At 71.1% G+C, this 17,254-nt stretch carries 20 protein-coding genes; 7 read left to right on the top strand and 13 right to left on the bottom strand.

Annotation, left to right across the window (positions count from 1 at the left end; all coding sequences use genetic code 11):
• Positions 1 to 11: 11 nt before the first annotated feature.
• Positions 12 to 740, bottom strand: a complete 729-nt coding sequence (locus Aco03nite_RS08830) for a methyltransferase domain-containing protein (RefSeq protein WP_203794277.1) — start codon at positions 738 to 740, stop codon at positions 12 to 14.
• Positions 741 to 803: 63 nt separating this feature from the next.
• On the opposite strand from Aco03nite_RS08830, the gene Aco03nite_RS08835 reads away from it, so the two are divergent.
• Together Aco03nite_RS08835 and Aco03nite_RS08840 are read left to right on the top strand one after the other, a co-directional pair.
• Positions 804 to 1,781 (top strand): aldo/keto reductase, encoded by a 978-nt coding sequence (locus tag Aco03nite_RS08835; RefSeq protein ID WP_203794278.1) that lies wholly within the window; start codon positions 804 to 806, stop codon positions 1,779 to 1,781.
• On the top strand, positions 1,775 to 2,014 hold the full coding sequence (locus Aco03nite_RS08840) for a hypothetical protein (RefSeq protein ID WP_203794279.1): 240 nt from the start codon (positions 1,775 to 1,777) through the stop codon (positions 2,012 to 2,014). Before Aco03nite_RS08835 ends, Aco03nite_RS08840 begins: the two co-directional genes overlap by 7 nt.
• A 98-nt stretch (positions 2,015 to 2,112) precedes the next feature.
• Here Aco03nite_RS08840 and Aco03nite_RS08845 read toward each other — a convergent pair whose 3' ends face one another.
• From Aco03nite_RS08845 to Aco03nite_RS08875, 7 genes are all read right to left on the bottom strand, one after another.
• On the bottom strand, positions 2,113 to 2,316 hold the full coding sequence (locus Aco03nite_RS08845) for a cold-shock protein (RefSeq protein ID WP_011905669.1): 204 nt from the start codon (positions 2,314 to 2,316) through the stop codon (positions 2,113 to 2,115).
• Between the two features lie 343 nt (positions 2,317 to 2,659).
• Positions 2,660 to 2,932 (bottom strand): DUF4235 domain-containing protein, encoded by a 273-nt coding sequence (locus tag Aco03nite_RS08850; RefSeq protein ID WP_203794280.1) that lies wholly within the window; start codon positions 2,930 to 2,932, stop codon positions 2,660 to 2,662.
• Positions 2,932 to 3,306 (bottom strand): DUF3618 domain-containing protein, encoded by a 375-nt coding sequence (locus tag Aco03nite_RS08855; protein WP_203794281.1) that lies wholly within the window; start codon positions 3,304 to 3,306, stop codon positions 2,932 to 2,934. The genes Aco03nite_RS08850 and Aco03nite_RS08855 overlap by 1 nt, the downstream gene beginning before the upstream one ends.
• Positions 3,303 to 3,737: a phage holin family protein gene (locus Aco03nite_RS08860; RefSeq protein WP_203794282.1), complete on the bottom strand. Its 435-nt coding sequence runs from the start codon at positions 3,735 to 3,737 to the stop codon at positions 3,303 to 3,305. Before Aco03nite_RS08860 ends, Aco03nite_RS08855 begins: the two co-directional genes overlap by 4 nt.
• Positions 3,738 to 3,786: 49 nt before the next feature.
• Entirely contained in the window at positions 3,787 to 4,956 is a 1,170-nt protein-coding gene (locus Aco03nite_RS08865) for a mechanosensitive ion channel family protein (protein WP_203794283.1), read from the bottom strand.
• Between the two features lie 124 nt (positions 4,957 to 5,080).
• Positions 5,081 to 5,905 carry a DUF1206 domain-containing protein gene (locus tag Aco03nite_RS08870; protein ID WP_203794284.1) on the bottom strand — a complete coding sequence of 275 codons (825 nt, stop codon included), beginning with the start codon at positions 5,903 to 5,905 and terminating at the stop codon, positions 5,081 to 5,083.
• 47 nt (positions 5,906 to 5,952) lie between these two features.
• Complete coding sequence (locus Aco03nite_RS08875) at positions 5,953 to 6,279, bottom strand: hypothetical protein (protein WP_203794285.1); 327 nt, start codon at positions 6,277 to 6,279, stop codon at positions 5,953 to 5,955.
• Positions 6,280 to 6,322: 43 nt separating this feature from the next.
• Between Aco03nite_RS08875 and Aco03nite_RS08880 the strand changes: the two genes are divergently transcribed.
• On the top strand, positions 6,323 to 6,607 hold the full coding sequence (locus Aco03nite_RS08880; protein WP_203794286.1) for a GNAT family N-acetyltransferase: 285 nt from the start codon (positions 6,323 to 6,325) through the stop codon (positions 6,605 to 6,607).
• Positions 6,608 to 6,627: 20 nt separating this feature from the next.
• Here the strand turns inward: Aco03nite_RS08880 and Aco03nite_RS08885 are convergent, their stop codons facing one another.
• A complete protein-coding gene (locus tag Aco03nite_RS08885) occupies positions 6,628 to 8,184 on the bottom strand; it encodes a glycoside hydrolase family 3 N-terminal domain-containing protein (RefSeq protein ID WP_203794287.1) in 1,557 nt (518 codons plus the stop codon).
• A 124-nt stretch (positions 8,185 to 8,308) separates the two neighbouring features.
• Between Aco03nite_RS08885 and Aco03nite_RS08890 the strand changes: the two genes are divergently transcribed.
• Both Aco03nite_RS08890 and Aco03nite_RS08895 read left to right on the top strand, forming a co-directional pair.
• Positions 8,309 to 8,446 carry a hypothetical protein gene (locus Aco03nite_RS08890; RefSeq protein ID WP_203794334.1) on the top strand — a complete coding sequence of 46 codons (138 nt, stop codon included), beginning with the start codon at positions 8,309 to 8,311 and terminating at the stop codon, positions 8,444 to 8,446.
• A 53-nt stretch (positions 8,447 to 8,499) separates the two neighbouring features.
• Complete coding sequence (locus Aco03nite_RS08895; protein WP_203794288.1) at positions 8,500 to 10,146, top strand: RecQ family ATP-dependent DNA helicase; 1,647 nt, start codon at positions 8,500 to 8,502, stop codon at positions 10,144 to 10,146.
• Here Aco03nite_RS08895 and Aco03nite_RS08900 read toward each other — a convergent pair.
• Positions 10,100 to 11,194: a hypothetical protein gene (locus Aco03nite_RS08900; RefSeq protein ID WP_203794289.1), complete on the bottom strand. Its 1,095-nt coding sequence runs from the start codon at positions 11,192 to 11,194 to the stop codon at positions 10,100 to 10,102. The genes Aco03nite_RS08895 and Aco03nite_RS08900 overlap by 47 nt on opposite strands.
• A 242-nt stretch (positions 11,195 to 11,436) precedes the next feature.
• Between Aco03nite_RS08900 and Aco03nite_RS08905 the strand changes: the two genes are divergently transcribed.
• Positions 11,437 to 12,582, top strand: a complete 1,146-nt coding sequence (locus tag Aco03nite_RS08905) for an LCP family protein (protein WP_239145002.1) — start codon at positions 11,437 to 11,439, stop codon at positions 12,580 to 12,582.
• Between the two features lie 7 nt (positions 12,583 to 12,589).
• Here the strand turns inward: Aco03nite_RS08905 and Aco03nite_RS08910 are convergent, their stop codons facing one another.
• Both Aco03nite_RS08910 and Aco03nite_RS54010 read right to left on the bottom strand, forming a co-directional pair.
• Positions 12,590 to 13,261 (bottom strand): MBL fold metallo-hydrolase, encoded by a 672-nt coding sequence (locus Aco03nite_RS08910; RefSeq protein ID WP_239145003.1) that lies wholly within the window; start codon positions 13,259 to 13,261, stop codon positions 12,590 to 12,592.
• Position 13,262: 1 nt separating this feature from the next.
• A complete protein-coding gene (locus tag Aco03nite_RS54010) occupies positions 13,263 to 15,842 on the bottom strand; it encodes an ATP-binding protein (protein WP_275415852.1) in 2,580 nt (859 codons plus the stop codon).
• A gap of 96 nt (positions 15,843 to 15,938) precedes the next feature.
• Between Aco03nite_RS54010 and Aco03nite_RS08920 the strand changes: the two genes are divergently transcribed.
• On the top strand, positions 15,939 to 16,994 hold the full coding sequence (locus Aco03nite_RS08920; protein ID WP_203794291.1) for a class I SAM-dependent methyltransferase: 1,056 nt from the start codon (positions 15,939 to 15,941) through the stop codon (positions 16,992 to 16,994).
• On the opposite strand, the gene Aco03nite_RS08925 is transcribed toward Aco03nite_RS08920, so the two are convergent.
• The gene (locus Aco03nite_RS08925; RefSeq protein ID WP_203794292.1) at positions 16,991 to 17,164 is read right to left on the bottom strand and encodes a hypothetical protein; all 174 of its coding nucleotides are present in this window, start codon (positions 17,162 to 17,164) and stop codon (positions 16,991 to 16,993) included. The genes Aco03nite_RS08920 and Aco03nite_RS08925 overlap by 4 nt on opposite strands.
• Positions 17,165 to 17,254 lie beyond the last annotated feature (90 nt).

Below are 17,254 nucleotides of genomic sequence, written 5' to 3' on the forward strand. Positions count from 1 at the left end.
GAGAGTGCTCCTCAGATAGATGCCACCACGAAGATACGGCGGAACGGGAACGCGACGAGGCCGTGCCGCTCCGGGTACTCCTCGGCGATCCGTTCCGCGAACGCGGCGCGGAAGGCCGTCCACGCGCCGTCGTCCAGGGCCGCGCGGACCGGGCGCAGGGCGGTGCCCTCCATCCAGCGCAGCACCGGGTGCTCGGCGCCCTCGACCACCGGCAGCAGATGCAGGTAGGTGGTCTCCCAGGCGTCCACGGTCGCGCCCGCGCCGGTCAGCAGCCCGGCGTATCCCGCGGCGTCGGAGACCGGATCGGCCCGCAGCTCGATCGGGGACAGCTCGCGGGCCGCGCGGTGACCGGGGCTGTCGAAGTTGCCCGGCACCTGCATGGCGAGCCACGCACCGGCGGGCAGCTCGGTCACCCAGCGGGCCAGCATCTCCTGGTGGCCGGGCACCCACTGCAGGGCGGCGTTGGTGACGAGCACGTCGACGTCCGGCTCCGGGCTCCAGTCGGCGATGTCACCGAGCCGGAAGCCGTCGCCCGCTTTCGCGATCATCTCGGGCGACGAGTCGATGCCCGTCACCCGGGCGCCGGGCCAGCGGTCGGCCAGGGTGCGGGTCAGGTCGCCGGGGCCGCAGCCCAGGTCGACGACGGCCCGCGGGTTCTCCGCGCCGATCCGGGTGACCAGGTCGAAGAAGGGCCGGGAGCGTTCCGCGCCGAAGCGGCCGTAGACAGCGGGATCCCACATTCAGTCCTCCAAACCGTACGTACGTTTTGTTTGAAGGTATCAGCCGGGCGGTAGGGTCTCAACGTGGAAAATCGAACCTTTGGCAAGCTGGGACGCAGTGTCGGTGTGGTCGGACTGGGTGCCTGGCAGCTCGGCGCCGACTGGGGCGAGGTCAGCGAGGCCGACGCGCGCGCCACCCTGGCGGCCGCCGTCGACGCGGGTGTGACGTTCATCGACACCGCCGACGTCTACGGCGACGGCCGCAGCGAGCAGATCGTCGGCTCCTTCGTGAAGGACAAGCCCGGCCTGACCGTCTTCACCAAGATGGGCCGCCGCCTGCCGCAGGAGCACGACAACTACAACCTGGACAACTTCCGGGCCTGGACCGACCGCTCCCGCGCCAATCTCGGCGTGGACACCCTGGAGCTGGTGCAGCTGCACTGCCCGCCCACCTCGGTGTACAGCTCGGACCAGGTCTACGACTGGCTGGACACGCTGGTCCAGGAGAAGCGGATCGCGGCGTACGGGGTGAGCGTGGAGAAGGTCGAGGAGGCCCTCACCGCGATCGCCCGCCCCGGGGTGGCCAGCGTCCAGATCATCCTGAACGCGCTCCGGCACAAGCCGCTGGAGCGGGTGCTGCCGGCCGCGGCCGCCGCCGGTGTCGGCATCATCGCCCGGGTGCCGCTCGCCAGCGGCCTGCTCACCGGGCGTTACGACGCGAACACCACGTTCGCCACGGACGACCACCGCAACTACAACCGGCACGGCGACGCGTTCGACGTCGGCGAGACGTTCTCCGGCGTCGACTACGAGATCGGCCTGGAGGCGGTCCGCCGCCTGCGCCCGCTGGTGCCGGAAAACGTCACGATGGCGCAATTCGCCCTGCGGTGGATCATCGATCAGCCGGCCGTCACCGTCGTGATCCCGGGCGCGCGTAACCCGGAACAGGCGCGCGCGAACGCGGCATCCGCGGACCTTGCTCCGCTCTCGCCGGAAACCGGAGAAATGATCACCGCGGTCTACGATGAGTTGATTCGCCCGCAGGTGCACGACAAATGGTGAAGAATGGAGCCGGGTCACCGCAGTTGAAGGGCTGGCTCGCGATGTCGGCCGGCCTGCTGGCGATGACTCTGGGTGGAGTGTGGACGCTGCAGGGGCTCGGCTATCTCGGCGGCGGCCTGATGAGCGGGAAGTCGTTCTGGGCGGTGGTGGGCGGTGTCGTTTTCGCCGCCGGACTGCTTCTGGTCGTCCGGGGGATGCGCCGGCGCACGGCCGGTCACCAGGACCCGGGCTGACGAAAGAGGCCCCGCAACCTCGTCGAGGGTGCGGGGCCACGGTCGGGCCGACCTCCGCCAGGCGGTCGGCGCCCGGTCTCACGACCGGCTTATAGGTCTCAGAGCGGGCGAACCTGCTCCGCCTGCGGGCCCTTCTGGCCCTGGGCGATCTCGAACTCCACCCGCTGGTTCTCCTCCAGAGTGCGGTAGCCGCTCGTCTGGATGGCCGAGAAGTGGACGAACACGTCAGCACCCCCGCCGTCGACGGTGATGAAGCCGAAGCCCTTGTCTGCGTTGAACCACTTCACGGTTCCTTGCGCCATGCTGAACTCTCCTTCTGAAAATGCCGGCCCGCCCAACCGTGGCAGCGCGGGGCCGATGACCGTTTTCGAGCAGCGGCGCCACGAGGCGGCCTTTCAGAGGACGTCCCATCCACCCGGCCCTCACGACACCTGTCGACCATCCCGGGAAGGGTCGGTGTCACGCGGGTCAAGCAGAAGCAGCGAACCACGTACGCAAAAACTGGCCACACTGTACCCGAAAATCGGGCCGTAAAGCTGCCCCTCGAAGGAATCGAAAAATGGGCTGCCGATATGGAAAAGGTCCCCCACTTCACAAGGTGTGAAGCGGGGGACCGTCAAGACTCTCGTCTATACAGAAGTTGATCTAGTCAGGCCAAGTTCCGGTCAGTTTGTGAGTGGTGATGACACCTCCGCGGTGCACCGCCGCCTTCACGATCGAGAAGATCGCGCCCTGCAGCGCGGCAGCGATCAGGATCTCGGTCCAGCCGCGATCCGGGTCGCCGGCGTCCGGGGCGTCGTCCTCGCCCGCGACCACCTTCCACGCCTGTTTGAAGAGGAACCCGGCCGCCGCGCCGGCCGCGAAACCGGCCGCCACGTTCATCGGCTTCAGGGCCAGCTTCGAGATCTTGCCCGCCATCAGCGCCTCCCTCGGAGAATCAGGATGAGACCGGCCACCGCCGCGATCCCCGCGACGGTCAGCATCACCGGGAAGGGGTTGGCCCGCACCCGCTCGCCGGCCTGCACGGCCAGCTCACGCGGCGGGGTCTCCCGCACCGTCTCGCGGACCCGGCCGGTCATCTCGGCCGCCCGCGTCAGCACCCGCTGCTTGGTGACCTCGACCTGCTCGAGGGCCCGCTGCTTGGTCTCCTCGACCTGCTCCCGGGCGCGCGCCTTGACGTCCGCACGGGCGGCCAGCGCCTGCACGGTCTCCCCCAGCTCGCTCCGGGTCTGTCTGATCTCCTGCCGCAAAGCGACCAGGTCGGGCTTGTCGGCCCCATTCTTCTCGCTCATGCCCGGCTTCGCTCCTTGACCGCGTGCTTCACTTCGTCGACATCGGCCTTCACACTCTCGATCGCGGCCGACGGCTCCGGCGGCACGGCCTTCTCGACCTGCTTCTTGCCCAGCAGGGCGAGCACACCGGCGATCGCGAACAGCAGGACGGTGACGATCAGCGCCGCCGCCCAGAGCGGAAGGATCAGATCGAGGGCGATGACCCCAGTCGCGATCGCCGCTCCCACTCCGTACATCGCCAGCACGCCCGCGCCACCGAAGAGCCCGGCGCCGATACCGGCCCGTTTGCCCTTCTCGGCGAGTTCGGCCTTGGCGAGAGTGATCTCGTCCCGCACCAGCCGGCTCAGCTGCTCACTCGCACGCTGGACCAGCTCGGCCGTGGACTGCTCGGTGATCGGCCGGACGGGAACGCCGTTCAAGACATCGGCCATCGTTCAACCCCTTTCCGTGTGCCCGAGGTATGCCCTGATCAGAGGTCACTCAATCCTTACTCTCGGACGCAACCGGGACAGGGCCGCCGAATACCGCCCCACGGGCGTCACCGTCGGCTCCGCCGCTGAAGACGCGGGCCGCCTCGGACTCCGGGCCGGGACCGTGATGACCGTCCACGAACGGCCGGCTGCGGTCCGCCTGCTCCACCTCGGCACGCATCCTGGGCAGGGCAGCCTTCTGGTGCTCCCAGATCCAGGCGACCAGGCTCTCGCGTACCAGACAGCGGAGGTCCCAGAGGGCGGCCGCGTCAGCGGCGCTGACCAGAGCGCGCAGCCGGATCCGGCCGTCGGTCGCACCGGTCACCTGCAGCACGCACACCTTGCCGTTCCACAGGTCCGACTGCTCGCAGATCCGCTGCAGCTCGCTGCGCAGCGGCTCGACCGGGGTGGCCCAGTCGACGTCGATCTCGGCCGTCCCGAGCACCGCCGACGACGTGCGGGTCCAGTTCTGGAACGGCTTGGTGGTGAAGTACGAGGTCGGCAGGATGAGCCGCCGGTCGTCCCAGATCTGCACCACCACGTACGTCAGGGTGATCTCCTCGATCCTCCCCCACTCCTGCTCGACCACGACCACGTCGTCGACCCGGATCGCGTCGCTGAAGGCCAGCTGGAGCCCGGCGAACACGTTGCCGAGGGTGCTCTGCGCGGCCAGGGCCGCGACGACGCTGATCAGACCGGCGGAGGCGAGCACGCTGGCCCCGAGCGCGCGGATGTCCGGGAACGTCATCAGCATGACGCCGCCGGCCAGCACCACGATGATCGCGACGGTGACCCGGCGCAGCATCACCACCTGGGTCTTGATCCGGCGGCGGCGCAGGTTGTCCGGCACGTCGGTGCGCCATTTGGCGAGCGCCATGTCCTCCAGCACCAGCAGGATCGCGCCGACCAGCCAGGCGAAGGCGGCGATCACCAGCAGCACGAGGACGTGCACCAGGCCGGCCCGGCCGGGGAACTCACCGGCCCACACCCGGATCGCCTGCTGCACCGCGACGAGGGTGACGGCGGCCAGGAACGGCCGGTGGATCTTGCGGGCCATGTCGGCGGCGAGTGTGGACCGGCGGCCGAGCCGCTTGATGATCCGGTGCACGATCTCGACGAACACGATCGCCACGGCCGCTGCTCCGCCGACGGCGAGCAGGGCGGTCAATACGCTGGGCACTTGCCTTTCCCTCCCACGAGCGGTGTCACGAACGTCCAGCTTTGCCCGTGCGGAGGGGTGGAAACACGGCAGCGGCGGATGTCAGAGATTGCTCACATCCGCCGCGATAGGCCGTTAGGGTGGTTCAGATCTTGCGGTACTTCGACTGCGCCAGGCAGTAGACACCGAAGGCGGCGATGCCGGCCGCGATCAGGACGAGCAGCCACACGCCCCAGGAGTAACCGGCCAGGGTCTTCAGCGCGGCGTCCAGGCCACGGGCCTTCTCCGGGTCGTAGTTGACAGCTGCGGAGACCACGAGCAGACCGGCGATCGCGTACGCGGTGCCCTTGGACATGTAACCGGCCATGCCGAGCCGGATGATCGGCTTGCGGGTGCCGGCCGGCATCTCCTGGGTCTTCAGGTGCCGGGTGAACTTCTTCTTGTAGCCGTAGATCGCCATGCCGACACCGACGCCGAGGACGATCAGCCCGACCAGACCGACCAGGATCCGGCCACCGGAGGAATCCATCAGGCCGGCGGTCATGCCGGCGTTGCTGTCACCCATCGAGGTGCCGGCGCCCTGGACGACCTTGACCGCGTTCCAGGCGAGGTAGGTGTAGAGGATCGCGCGGGCGCCGTTGAGGACCCGCTCGGCCATGGCCCGGCGGTCCTTCGGGCCACTCTCACCGATCGCCGCCTCGAAGGCCTGCCAGATCGCCATGGCGCCGAGGCCGACGGCGATCACGATCAGCAGCGTCTTGCCGAACGGCTGCTTGGCGATCTCCTGAAGGGCTCCGCCCTGGTCGCTGTCCTGTCCGGAGCCGCCGAAGGCGACCTGCAGCGCGATCCAGGCGAAGAGGAGGTGGATGATGCCGTACCCGATGAAGCCGCCCCGGGCCAGGTACTCCAGGGGCTTGCTCTCGGCGGCCCGTGACGCGTGGTGTTTGACGTTCGAGGCAGCTGTGGACATGCCACAGATGTGACCAGGAGCCTCGATCGTCAAACGTAACCCGCCGCTTACCTGCCGATCTCGAGCTGGATCGCGTCCGAGGTGACACTCGACAGGGTCACCTGGAGGCCGCCGACGTCGACCGCCTGCTGGCCCTTGGTGAGCTGGATCTGCTCGCCGGCGATGTCCATGGTCACGGTGTTCTCGTCGGCGGAGACGAACTTCGCCTCGACCCCGAGCACCTGGACGCTGGCGTTCGTCTCCCGCTGGATCGTGACGGTGCACTGGTCGAGGCCGCAGTCGACGTCGTCACCGCAACCGGTCAGCAGGGTGAGGCCCAGAGCGGCCGTGGCGAGGGCGGTGGCGATGCGGCGGCGTGGCTTGGAGATCAACACCCATTTCACGGTACGGGGTGAAAGCAAACATAAGCTGTGAGAGGTGAGTGACCTTTCGGTACGCGACAACGCCCCCGAGCACCGCTTCGAGCTGCTGGTCGACGGTGACGTCGGCGCTCTGGCCACCTATCGCACCCGGGACACGGTGGTGACGATCCTGCACACCGAGACCGCCCCGGAGATGCGCGGCCGGGGCCTGGCCGGGGAGTTGGCCCGGCAGACCCTCGATCAGATCCGGGCACGCGGCGGCCGGGTGGTGCCCGCGTGCCCGTTCTTCGCCAAGTACATCGGCGAGCACCCCGAGTACCGGGATCTCGTCGCCCGCTGAGGTCAGGCGGCCCGCTGAAATCAGGCGGCGACCGGCTGCGGGACCGGGGCTCCGGCGATCAGCTCGGCGGCGGCCCGGCCCAGCGCCCGGGTGGCGCCGTGGGTGGCGATGTGCACCCCACCGGCCACCGTCACCGGGATGCCCATCTCGACCACGACGGTGTCCGGGCGCACCTCGATCACCGCGCGCAGCGCCCGCTCGATCCACGGGTGCCGGTGCACGTCCCGCACCACCAGGACCAACGGCCGGTCACCGGCGCCGGCCAGCACCGCGGCGGCCGGGTCGGCCAGCGGCTCCAGGTCCTCGGCGGAGAGCCGCACCGACGTGGTGCCGGGCAGCAGCTCGGTGAGCGGGCCGCCGACCCCCCACGGGGTCTCCGCGCCGATCGCGATGTTGTGCGGCGGCGCGAACTCGACGACGTGCGGCACCCCGCGGACCGGCAGCACCGGCCCGGCCGCGGAGGTGGTCACCCGGACCGCGCGGCGGGCGGCCTCGAAGCCGATGGCCGAGCCGAGGACCGCGACACCGTCACCGGCGGCGGCGTCCGCGATCGCCCGCGCGCCGGTCTCGGTCTGCCGCCGGGTGGTCCAGGCGGCCAGGGCCCGCACCCGGGCCACCGCGTCGCGCAGCCGCTGCTCGGCCAGCGCGCCGGAGCGGACCGCCTCGACGATGGCGTCGCGCAGCCGGATCGCGGTCTGCTCGTCGTCGTGACCGCCGCCGACACAGATGGCGTCGGCCCCGGCGGCGAGGGCCCGGACGGTGGCGCCCTCCAGGCCGAAGCGGCGGCGCACCCCCTCCATCTCGATGCCGTCGGTGACGATCAGGCCGTCGAAGCCGAGCTCCTCGCGGAGCAGTCCGGTCAGGATCCGCGGGCTCAGGGTGGCCGGCATGTCGGTGTCGTACGCCGGGACCAGCAGGTGCCCGGTCATCACCGAGCGGGCGCCGGCCGCGATCGCCGCGCGGAACGGGACCAGCTCGCACTCCATCAGCTCGTCCGAGGTACGGGCGATCACCGGCATGTCGTGGTGCGAGTCGACAGCGGTGTCACCGTGGCCGGGGAAGTGCTTGGCGCAACCGGCCACCCCGGCGTCCTGGAGACCGCGGACGAAGGCGGAGGTGTGCCGGGCGACCAGCCGGGGCTCGGCGCCGAACGACCGTACGCCGATGACGGGGTTGCCGGGGTTGCTGTTGACGTCGGCGTCGGGCGCGTAGTCGAGGGTGATCCCGGCGACCGCCAGTTCCCGGCCCAGGTCACGGGCGACCGCCTCGGTCAGCTCCGGGTCGTCGATGGTGCCGAGGGCCAGGTTGCCGGGCCGGGAGCTGCCGAGCCGGGACTCGAACCGGGTGACGTCACCGGCCTCCTCGTCGATGGCAACGATCACATCCGGGTTCTCCGCCCGCAGCCCCGCGGTGAGTGCCGCCACCTGAGCGGGTGACTCCACGTTGCGGGCGAAGAGGGCGACCCCGCCGAGTCCGGCGCCGAGCCACCGGCGGACCCAGTCCGGGGCGGTGGTTCCCACGAATCCGGGTTGGAGCACCGCAGCAGCCAGTTCCGGCAATTCGCCGTGAGTCGACATGAGCCCCCGTACCTCCGATGCATCGTCTTCGCCTCTTTGCCGGGGACCACGTTCACACGGCCCGACCGGTTTAGTCAACAAACCTTTCTATTTGCTGTGACACCTGGGTCATTAGAATGTGCACGTGCTCACTCCTGTGGTCGCGGCCGGCGACTGGCGCGACATCGACTGGTCCGAGGTGCATGCCGTCCGTCTTCTGGGGGTGGCCCTCGCTCTTCTTTTCCTGCTCTGGGCGATTCGCCGCATGTTCGGCGGCAAATAGGGGTAACGGGGCGGAACCGAATCCGCCACCCAAGATCGGATAGCCTCCGCTCGATGAGACTCCCCATCTACGGCCCTCGCCTGCGCCGGGTCGCCCGCAACCAGTTCGGCTGGCGCAAGCTGCGCCCCGGGCAGTTCAAGCCGATGCGCGCCGTGCTGCGCCGCAAGGACGCCCTGGTGGTGCTCCCGACCGGGGCCGGGAAGTCGGCCATCTACCAGATCCCGGCGGTGCTGCTGCCCGGCCCGACCGTGGTGATCTCCCCTCTGCTGGCCCTGCAGCAGGACCAGATCGCCGCCCTCAACGACCGCGGCGACGCCAAGATCCGCGCGGTCCGGATCAGCTCCCAGGAGACGGTGGCGCAGAAGCGCGAGGCGTTCGAGGCGCTGCGCCGGGGCGAGGCCGAGTTCCTCTTCATCACCCCCGAGCAGCTCACCGACCCGGAGCGGGTGGCCGAGGTGCGCGCGCTCAAACCCGGGCTGGTCGCCGTCGACGAGGCGCACTGCATCTCCGCCTGGGGACACGACTTCCGGCCGGACTACCTGGCCCTCGGCGACATGATCAAGCAGATCGGCCGGCCGCCGATCCTGGCCCTGACCGCCACCGCGTCCCCGCCGGTCCGTGAGGACATCATCGCCCGGCTGCGCCTGCACAAGCCCGAGATCCACGTGTCCGGGCTGGACCGGCGCAACCTGTTCCTCGAGGTGGCGTACTGCCCCGACGACAACTACCGGTGGCGCAAGCTGACCGGGATGCTCGACGAGGAGCAGCGGCCCGGCATCATCTACGTCGCCACCCGCCGCGCCGCCGAGGAACTCGCCGAGCGGCTCACCGACTCCGGCTACCCGGCCGAGTACTACCACGGCGGCATGCCCTCCGGCCTGCGCGAACAGCGCCACACCGACTTCAGCGACGACAAGGTCGACATCATGGTGGCGACCTCGGCGTTCGGCATGGGCATCGACAAGCCCAACATCCGCTGGGTCGCGCACGTGGCCCTGCCCGACTCCCCGGACAGCTACTTCCAGGAGATCGGCCGGGCCGGGCGGGACGGGGCGCCGGCCCGCGCGCTGTTGCTGTGGCGCTCCGAGGACGAGGCCATCCAGCGCTTCTTCCAGGGCGGCTCACCGTCCGAGGAGGAACTCCGCGATCTCGCCGGTGAGCTGCACAAGGGCCCGGCCACCAAGACCGCGCTGCAGAAGACCACCGGGCTCGGCCCGCGCAAGCTGGGCCAGTACCTCAACCTGCTGGAACAGGTCGGCGCGGTGAACACCGGCAGCAAACTGACGGTCCCGGCCCGCGCGCCGCTCCCGGCCGCCGCGGCGGCGGCCGCCGTCGAGGAGTACGAGCGGCAGCAGGCGGTGGTCCGGTCGCGAACCGACATGATGCGCGCCTTCGCACAATCCCGGCAGTGCCGTACCGAGACGCTGCTGGCGTACTTCGGCGAGGACCTGAAGAAGCCCTGCACCCACTGCGACAACTGCGCCGACGGCACCGCCCACGAGATCGCCGCCGCCGAGCCGGAGGGCCCGTTCCCGGTGCACAGCCAGGTCCGCCACGGCGAGTGGGGCACCGGCATGGTGATGAACTACGAGGAGGACCGGATGACGGTCCTATTCGACGAGGTCGGTTACAAGACGCTGTCGGTTCCGGTCGTCATCGAGAAGGAGTTGCTGAAGCTCGCCTCGAAGACCGGGCGCTAGAGCCCTTCGACGCGGCGCGCCAGGACCGCACCGCCACGACCGGCGCCGCGATCAGGACCGCCACCATGAACAGGTAGGGCGGCACGCCCATGCTCTGCGCGGCGACGTCGAACCCGTCCGCCCGCAGCAGCTCGGCGAGTCTCGCATCGAGCGTGTCGTAGGACAGCACGTTGATCAGGATCAGCCAGACGGGGGTCGCCGCCACGAACAGGATCGCGGCGCCCCGAACCCTGGCCGGCAGGACCGGGATCGCGCACAGCAGCGCGGCCACCAGCAGCAGGACCGGCGCCCACCACAGGGCCGGGCCACCGATCTCGAAACCCGTGTACGCCACGTGCTCCACGGCGCCGTCGTCGCGCAGACCCCAGAAGCTCGAGTCGGGCATGACCGGGGCGGCCAGCAGCGCGAGCCCCGCGGTGATCCAGGTGGCCACCCGCAACTCGTGCGGGCCGGCCAGCACGAGAACCACCACCAGGGTCAGCGTCGCCACCCCGAGCACCGCCAGTCCCCAGCCGATCTTCGTCATGCTGGACAGCGCGGCGTCGCCCGCCGCGGGACCGGGTTGCACACCGGGCAGGCGTTGCGCCACGAGCTGGGCGTCCAGGTGGTCCAGCTTCAGGTACAGCGTGATCATCAGCGCGTTCATCTGCGCGGCCGCCAGCAGGGCCGGCGGACCGGCCACCCGGCGCAGGGTGTGCCGGTACCGGATCAGGACACCTGTCAACAGGACCAGCAGCCCACTGTTGACCGAGTACGCCAGCCAGTACACCGGCATGGCCGTGCCGTGCATCTCGAACAGCGTGACGATGTCGTCCCGCCCCGGATCCACGAACTCGACCCGGGCGCCGAAGAACAGCGCCACCGCGCCGGCGGTCGCCAGGAACACCAGACCGCGGGCCGGCCGTCCGGCAGGGCCGGCAGCTGTGCCGCGCCCGCTCCGGTGCGACATCGCGAGCACCGCCAACAGCACCAGGGCGAGGACGACACCACCCACCGTCAGCGCCGTGACGATCGTGACTTCCGTCGGTGACGGCGCCAGGTAGTGCATGAACGGAACTCCTCTCCACCTCCGCCGATCACGGCCTTGATCGAGGGAGCGCCGTCGCCGGCGGGGAAGGGTAACCCGGACCGGGGCGCCGGGAGGATGGCCCGGGACACAGGGACCGGCCGGGAACCCCTTGCCGGTATTCACGGTGGGCGAAAGATCCACTCTGCGGGGAGCGCTCCCAGGAACGGTTGTGTGGGTATGCAATCATGCGCACGTTGCCAGTTCGGGGGAGGCGGAACGCGGTGGCCGAGAAAGAGAAACGCCGATCGCCCTTATGGGCGCGCATCTGTGTCGGGCTCGGCGCCGGAGTGCTGCTGGTCTCCGGCGGGTCGCTCGTCGCCGGGCAGCAGCTCGTCGCCGGTTACTCCGGGAGGATCACCGACAACACGCTGCTCGACCCGATCGAGCCGAAACCGGCCGAGGCCGCCACGGCCAAGGCCGACATCAACGGCCCGGTGAACATCCTGCTGGTCGGCATCGACCCGCGGGACGACCACACCGCGCCGCTCTCCGACTCGATCCTGATCGCGCACGTCCCGCGCGACCGGCACAGCGCCTACATCTTCTCCATCCCCCGCGACCTGCGGGTGGACATCCCGGCGTTCGAGAAGTCCGGGACCGGCGCCGGCCGCGACAAGATCAACGCCGCGATGTCCTGGGGCAGCCGGCTCGGCAACAACAAGTACAGCGAGGCCCAGGGCTTCCAGCTGCTGGCCAAGACGGTCGGCAACGTCACCGGGGTCAAGAAGTTCGACGCCGGCGCGATCGTCAACTTCGGCGGCTTCCAGAAGATCGTCGAGGCGATGGGCGGCGTCGAGATGGTCATCGACATGGACGTCCAGTCCGAGCACCGCAAACCGGACGGCAAGATCCGGGACCGGCTGCCGGGCTGCCCGGTGACCTCGAACTGCAATCACCCGTACACCGGGCCGGCGAAGTTCTACAAGAAGAGCGACAAGCCGGTGAAGCTGAAGGCGTGGGAGGCGCTCGACTACGTGCGGCAGCGCTATCCGAACGTCAAGGGCGTCGACATGAGCGACTACGACCGGCAGCGGCACCAGCAGCAGTTCATCAAGGCCATCGCGAAGCAGGCGATGAGCCGCGACGTGGTCACCAACCCGGCGAAGCTGAGCGCGGTGATGGACGCGGCCGGCGGCTCGCTGACCTTCGCCGGCGGCGACCACACCGTGCTGGACTGGGCGGTCGAGCTGAAGGACCTCAACGTCGACGACATGGTCACCGTCAAACTGCCCGGCGGCGGCATCTACGACCCCGACTACAAGGGCGAGCAGTTCGCGGACGGTGTCGACGACTTCTTCAAGGCGGTCACCGAGGACCGGGTCGCGCCGTTCCTGCTGGACCACCCGGACTACGTCAACATGGACTGACGGCCGGTCAGGCCACCGCCTTGCGGAACTCCTCCACCGCGAGGCCGGAGACCGGGCGGCCGTGCCCGAAGACGGCGTGCTCGAACTCCAGGTCGGCCAGCCGGGCCAGGCTCTCCCCGGCGCGGGCCGGATCGACGGTGACCGGGTGCGGCGGTCCGGAGACCTTGCCCCGGCGGCTGCCCGCGGCGTCCCCGGTGAAGAGCACACCCCCACTGCGATCCAGCAGGTACGACAGGTGACCGCGGGTGTGGCCCGGGGTGTGCAGGGCGGTGAACCCGGGCAGCGGCTCCGAGCCGTCGGCGGTGATCAGCTGGTCGATCTTCGTCGGGGTGACGGTGCCGATCGCCCGGGACATCAGTTTCGCGAGACGGCCCACCGGCTCGGCCGCCGGAACGTGCCCGGTGATCCACGGCGCCTCGGCGGCGTGCGCGAAGACCCGGGCGCCGGTGCGCTCCCGCAGCTCGGCCAGGCCGCCGATGTGATCCGGGTGCCGGTGCGTGACCAGGATCGACGTCACCTCGGCCAGCGACCGCCCGATCTTGCGCAGCCCGCGCTCGACGAGCGGCACCCGGCCGGGCAGCCCGGTGTCGACCAGCACCACCCCGTCGTCGGTGACGACCACGTGGACGTTGACATGTCCCAGGCGGAGCTCGAAGACCCCGTCCACCACCTCGCGCACGTCATGATTCTGTCAGGCCCCGTTCCCGGGCCGCCGCCACCGCCGCCCGGCGGGTCGGTACCTCCAGTTTCGCCAGGATCGCGGCGACGTGCGCGTCCACCGTGCGCACCGACAGGACCAGGCGGCCGGCGATCTCCGGATTGCTCAGCCCCTCGGCGAGCAGGCGCAGCACCTCCGCCTGACGGCCGGTCAGCCCGGCCGGGTTGTCCCGGGTGGCCGGCCGGGGACCGCGCGGGATCCGGGCCACGCCCAGGTCCCGGAGCCGGGCCCGGACCCGCCGCGCGAGCGGATCGGCGTCCAGCGCGTCGAGGATTCGGACCGCCGTGAGCAGGTCGTCGACCGTGTCGCTGTGACTCAGCGCGAGGGCCTGCTCGTACCGCGCACCGGCTCGGTCCCAGACTCGCGCCGCCTCGCGTGGCCCATCCGGATCACCGCCGAGCAGGGCGTCGTACGGCGCGGAGACGGGCACGTCCGCGCCCAGCCGGCGCAGCCAGTAACCGAACGCGGCCAGCCGGCGGCCACCCTCCGCGGCCAGCACCCGCCGGTAGACCGGAACCAGCCGCGCCGCCTCGGCCGGATCACCACGCAGCCAGGCTGCCTCGGCCACCGCCGCCCCGGCCGGGCCGACCCGCTGCGCCTCACCGATGTCCCGGGCGATCTCCCACGACTCGGCGAGCAGGGCCGCGCCACCGGGACGGCCCCGCCGCAGCCGGGTCAGGCCGAGCACCGTCAGGGCCGGGCTGCGCATCACCCGCGGCGCGCCGTCCGCCCAGGCCGCGTGCCGGTCGGCCGCGTCCCACTCACCGAGCCGCAGATGCGCCACCGACCTGGTGATGTGCAGATACCGCAGAAAACCCAGGGTTTCGGTACGTTCGGCGAACGCGGTCCCCTCGGCCAGCAGCCGCACCGCCTCCCGCATCCGCAGGTCGTCGATCAGATGCCAGGCCAGGTTGGCGTACGCCCGGCCGGCGTGGTCGTTCTCCCCGGCGGCGAGCGCGACGGCCAGACTCTCCGTCAGCATCGTCTCGCCCCGCGGATCGCCCAGGTCCCAGAGCGCGTAACCGACGTTGTTCAGCGCGTGCGACAGCACCCCGGCGGTACCGGCCGCCCGGGCCAGGGTGATCGCCCGCCGCCCGACCGTGACGGCTGCGGCGGCCTGCCCGCCGAGCGCGTGCAACTGCGACCTGTTGCTCAGCCCGAACGCCAGCGCCGCGTCGTCGCCGGCTCGTTCCAGCACGTCAACGGCCTCGATCGCGGCGGTCTCGGCGAGCCGGCGGTCGCCGTGGTACCAGTGCACCCGGGAGAGCCGTCGCAGCGCGAGCCCGAGTGCGGCCGGCGCCGGGCCGGACGCCGCCCGGCGCAGCGCGACCGCCTCCCGCTGGGCGGTCACCGCCGGTTCGGCCAGGCCCAGCAGGTAACACTCCTCGGCGTACGCCTCCAGCAGGTCCGCGCGCCGGTCCGGCGGGAACATCGCCCGGTGCTCCAGGACCAGGCGGTAGTGGGCGGCCGCCTCCCGGTGCGAACCGGCGGCGACCGCCTCGGCCGCGGCCTCCGGGGCACATCGGACGATCAGCGCGGTGTCGCCGCACTCGGCGGCGTGGTGCACGATCCGGGACAGGTCGGCGCCGCCGTGCCGCAGCAGCGCGGCCAGCACCGCCCGGTTCGCGGCGATCCGCCGGGACACCGGCATCGACGCGGCCACCGCCCGGCGCATCAGCTCGTGCCGGAACGCCACCCGGGCCGGCGTGACGGTCAGCAGGCCCCGGTCCTCGGCCGCCGCGACCGCCTCCAGTCCGCCCGGCACCACCGCCTCGACCAGCCACGACTCCACCGCCGACGGGACCACCGCGAGGAATCCGAGCGCCTCCCGGCAGGGCTGGTCCACCGAGCGCAGCCGGGCGTACACCGCTTCGGCGACGGTCGCCGGGACACCGTCGGCGTCGCCGGTGCCGAGGACCTCGGTGACGAAGAACGGATTGCCGGAGGTGACCGCGAAGACCCGGCCGGAGTCCAGGCCCCGGCCGGCGACCAGGCTGCGCACCGCGTCCTCGGAGAGCCGGGCCAGCGGCAACCGGCGCATCGGGGTGCTCGCCGCCAGCCCCAGCAGGCCGCGCAGCGGATGGTCGGCGCCGATCTCGTCGTCGCGGTAGGTGCCGACCATCACCACCGGCAGCGCGGCGATCCGCCGGACCAGGAACCGCAGCACGTCCAGGGTGGCCTCGTCGGCCCAGTGCAGATCCTCCATCACCAGCACGGTCGGGTGGCCGGGCCAGTCCAGCTCGGCCCGGAACGCCTCGAAGACCCGGCCGCGGTCGGAGGAGGCGAGCGCCTCGGTCAGCCCGGCGCCCACCTTGCCGACCAGGTCCCGCAACGGCCCCAGCACCCGCGGGGTGGCCAGGTCGTCGCAGTACCCGACGAGCAGCCGGCCCTCGGCCGGGAGCACCGAGCGGATCGCGTCGACCAGACTCGACTTGCCGATGCCCGCCTCGCCGGTGACCAGCACGACCGAACCGTGCCCGGCCAGGGCCCGCCGGGCGACCGCGCCCAGCTCGTGCTCCCGCTCCAGCAGGATCCGGCCCATGCCGCGGAGTCTAGGTTCCGGAATGGGTGACTCCGCTGCCCGAGCTAGGTAGCCGACACGGATTCACCCGGGCCGGTACCCGCATAGAACAGAGGCATGACAGTCAACGAAGCGAAACTGATGGAGTTCGTGCACCGGTTCGTCGGGGACCTGGGCGCGACGATGGCGGCCGGCGGGATCGTGATCGGCGACCGGCTCGGGCTGTACCGGGCGCTGGCCGACAGCCCGGCGCTGCCGGAGGAGCTGGCCGCCCGGACCCGGACGTCGGCCCGGTACGTCGAGGAGTGGCTGCGGGGCCAGGCCGCCGGCGGTTACGTCGAGTACGACCCGGCGAGCGGGCGCTATTCGCTCACCCCGGAGCAGGCGTTCGCGCTGACCGATCCGGACGGGCCGATCTTCGCGCCCGGCGCGTTCCAGCTGGCGCTCGGCGCCCTGCGGGCGGAGCCGCGGATCACCGAGGCGTTCCGGACCGGCGCCGGGCTGGGCTGGGACCGGCACGACGACGACGTGTTCGCCGGGTGTGAACGGTTCTTCCGGCCCGGATACAGGGCCCACCTGGTCGCCGAATGGCTTCCGGCTCTCGACGGGGCCGAGGAGCGACTGCACGCCGGGGTACGGGTGGCCGACGTCGGCTGTGGACACGGGGCGTCCACGGTGCTGATGGCGCGGGCGTACCCGAAGTCGGTGTTCACCGGGTCGGATCCGCACCACGGGTCGATCGACCAGGCCCGGAAGCGGGCCGCCGACGCCGGGCTGGACGGCCGGGCCGGTTTCGAGGTGGCGGGCGCCCAGTCGTTCGGCGGCGGCCCCTACGACCTGGTGACCACGTTCGACGCCCTGCACGACATGGGCGACCCGCTCGGCGCCGCCCGGCACGTGCGCTCCCAGCTCACCCCGGACGGCATCTGGATGATCGTGGAACCGGCGGCCGGGGCCTCGGTGGCCGACAACCTGAACCCGGTCGGCCGGGTCTACTACTCGTTCTCGGCGTTCCTGTGCGTGCCGAACGCGCTGTCCCAGGACGGCGGCTGGTCACTGGGCGCGCAGGCCGGCGAGGAACCGGTCGGCCGCCTGGCCCGGGACGCCGGTTTCACCCGGTTCCGCCGGGTGGCCGAGACCCCGTTCAACATCGTGTACGAGGCCCGGCCCTAGTCCAGGATCTGACGGGCGGTGAACTGGGCGGCGACCAGCCCCGGCGGCCAGCCCTCGGCGAGCAGCCGGGGTGTGGTGCGGGCCGACCACCAGGAGGCGGTCAGGACCTCTTCGAGATCGTGCAGAGCCCAGGAGACAAAAAGTCCGGAACAGATCAGCCGGTGGGACATGGGCACGATCATCACAGGGTGCGACAGCGACCGGAAAGGGTAAGTAACAATGCTGTCGGCCACCGAACAGGCCGCCGAAAGGGAAGGACA

It is taken from the genome of Actinoplanes couchii, assembly GCF_016862075.1.
Taxonomy (GTDB): Bacteria; Actinomycetota; Actinomycetes; order Mycobacteriales; family Micromonosporaceae; genus Actinoplanes; species Actinoplanes couchii.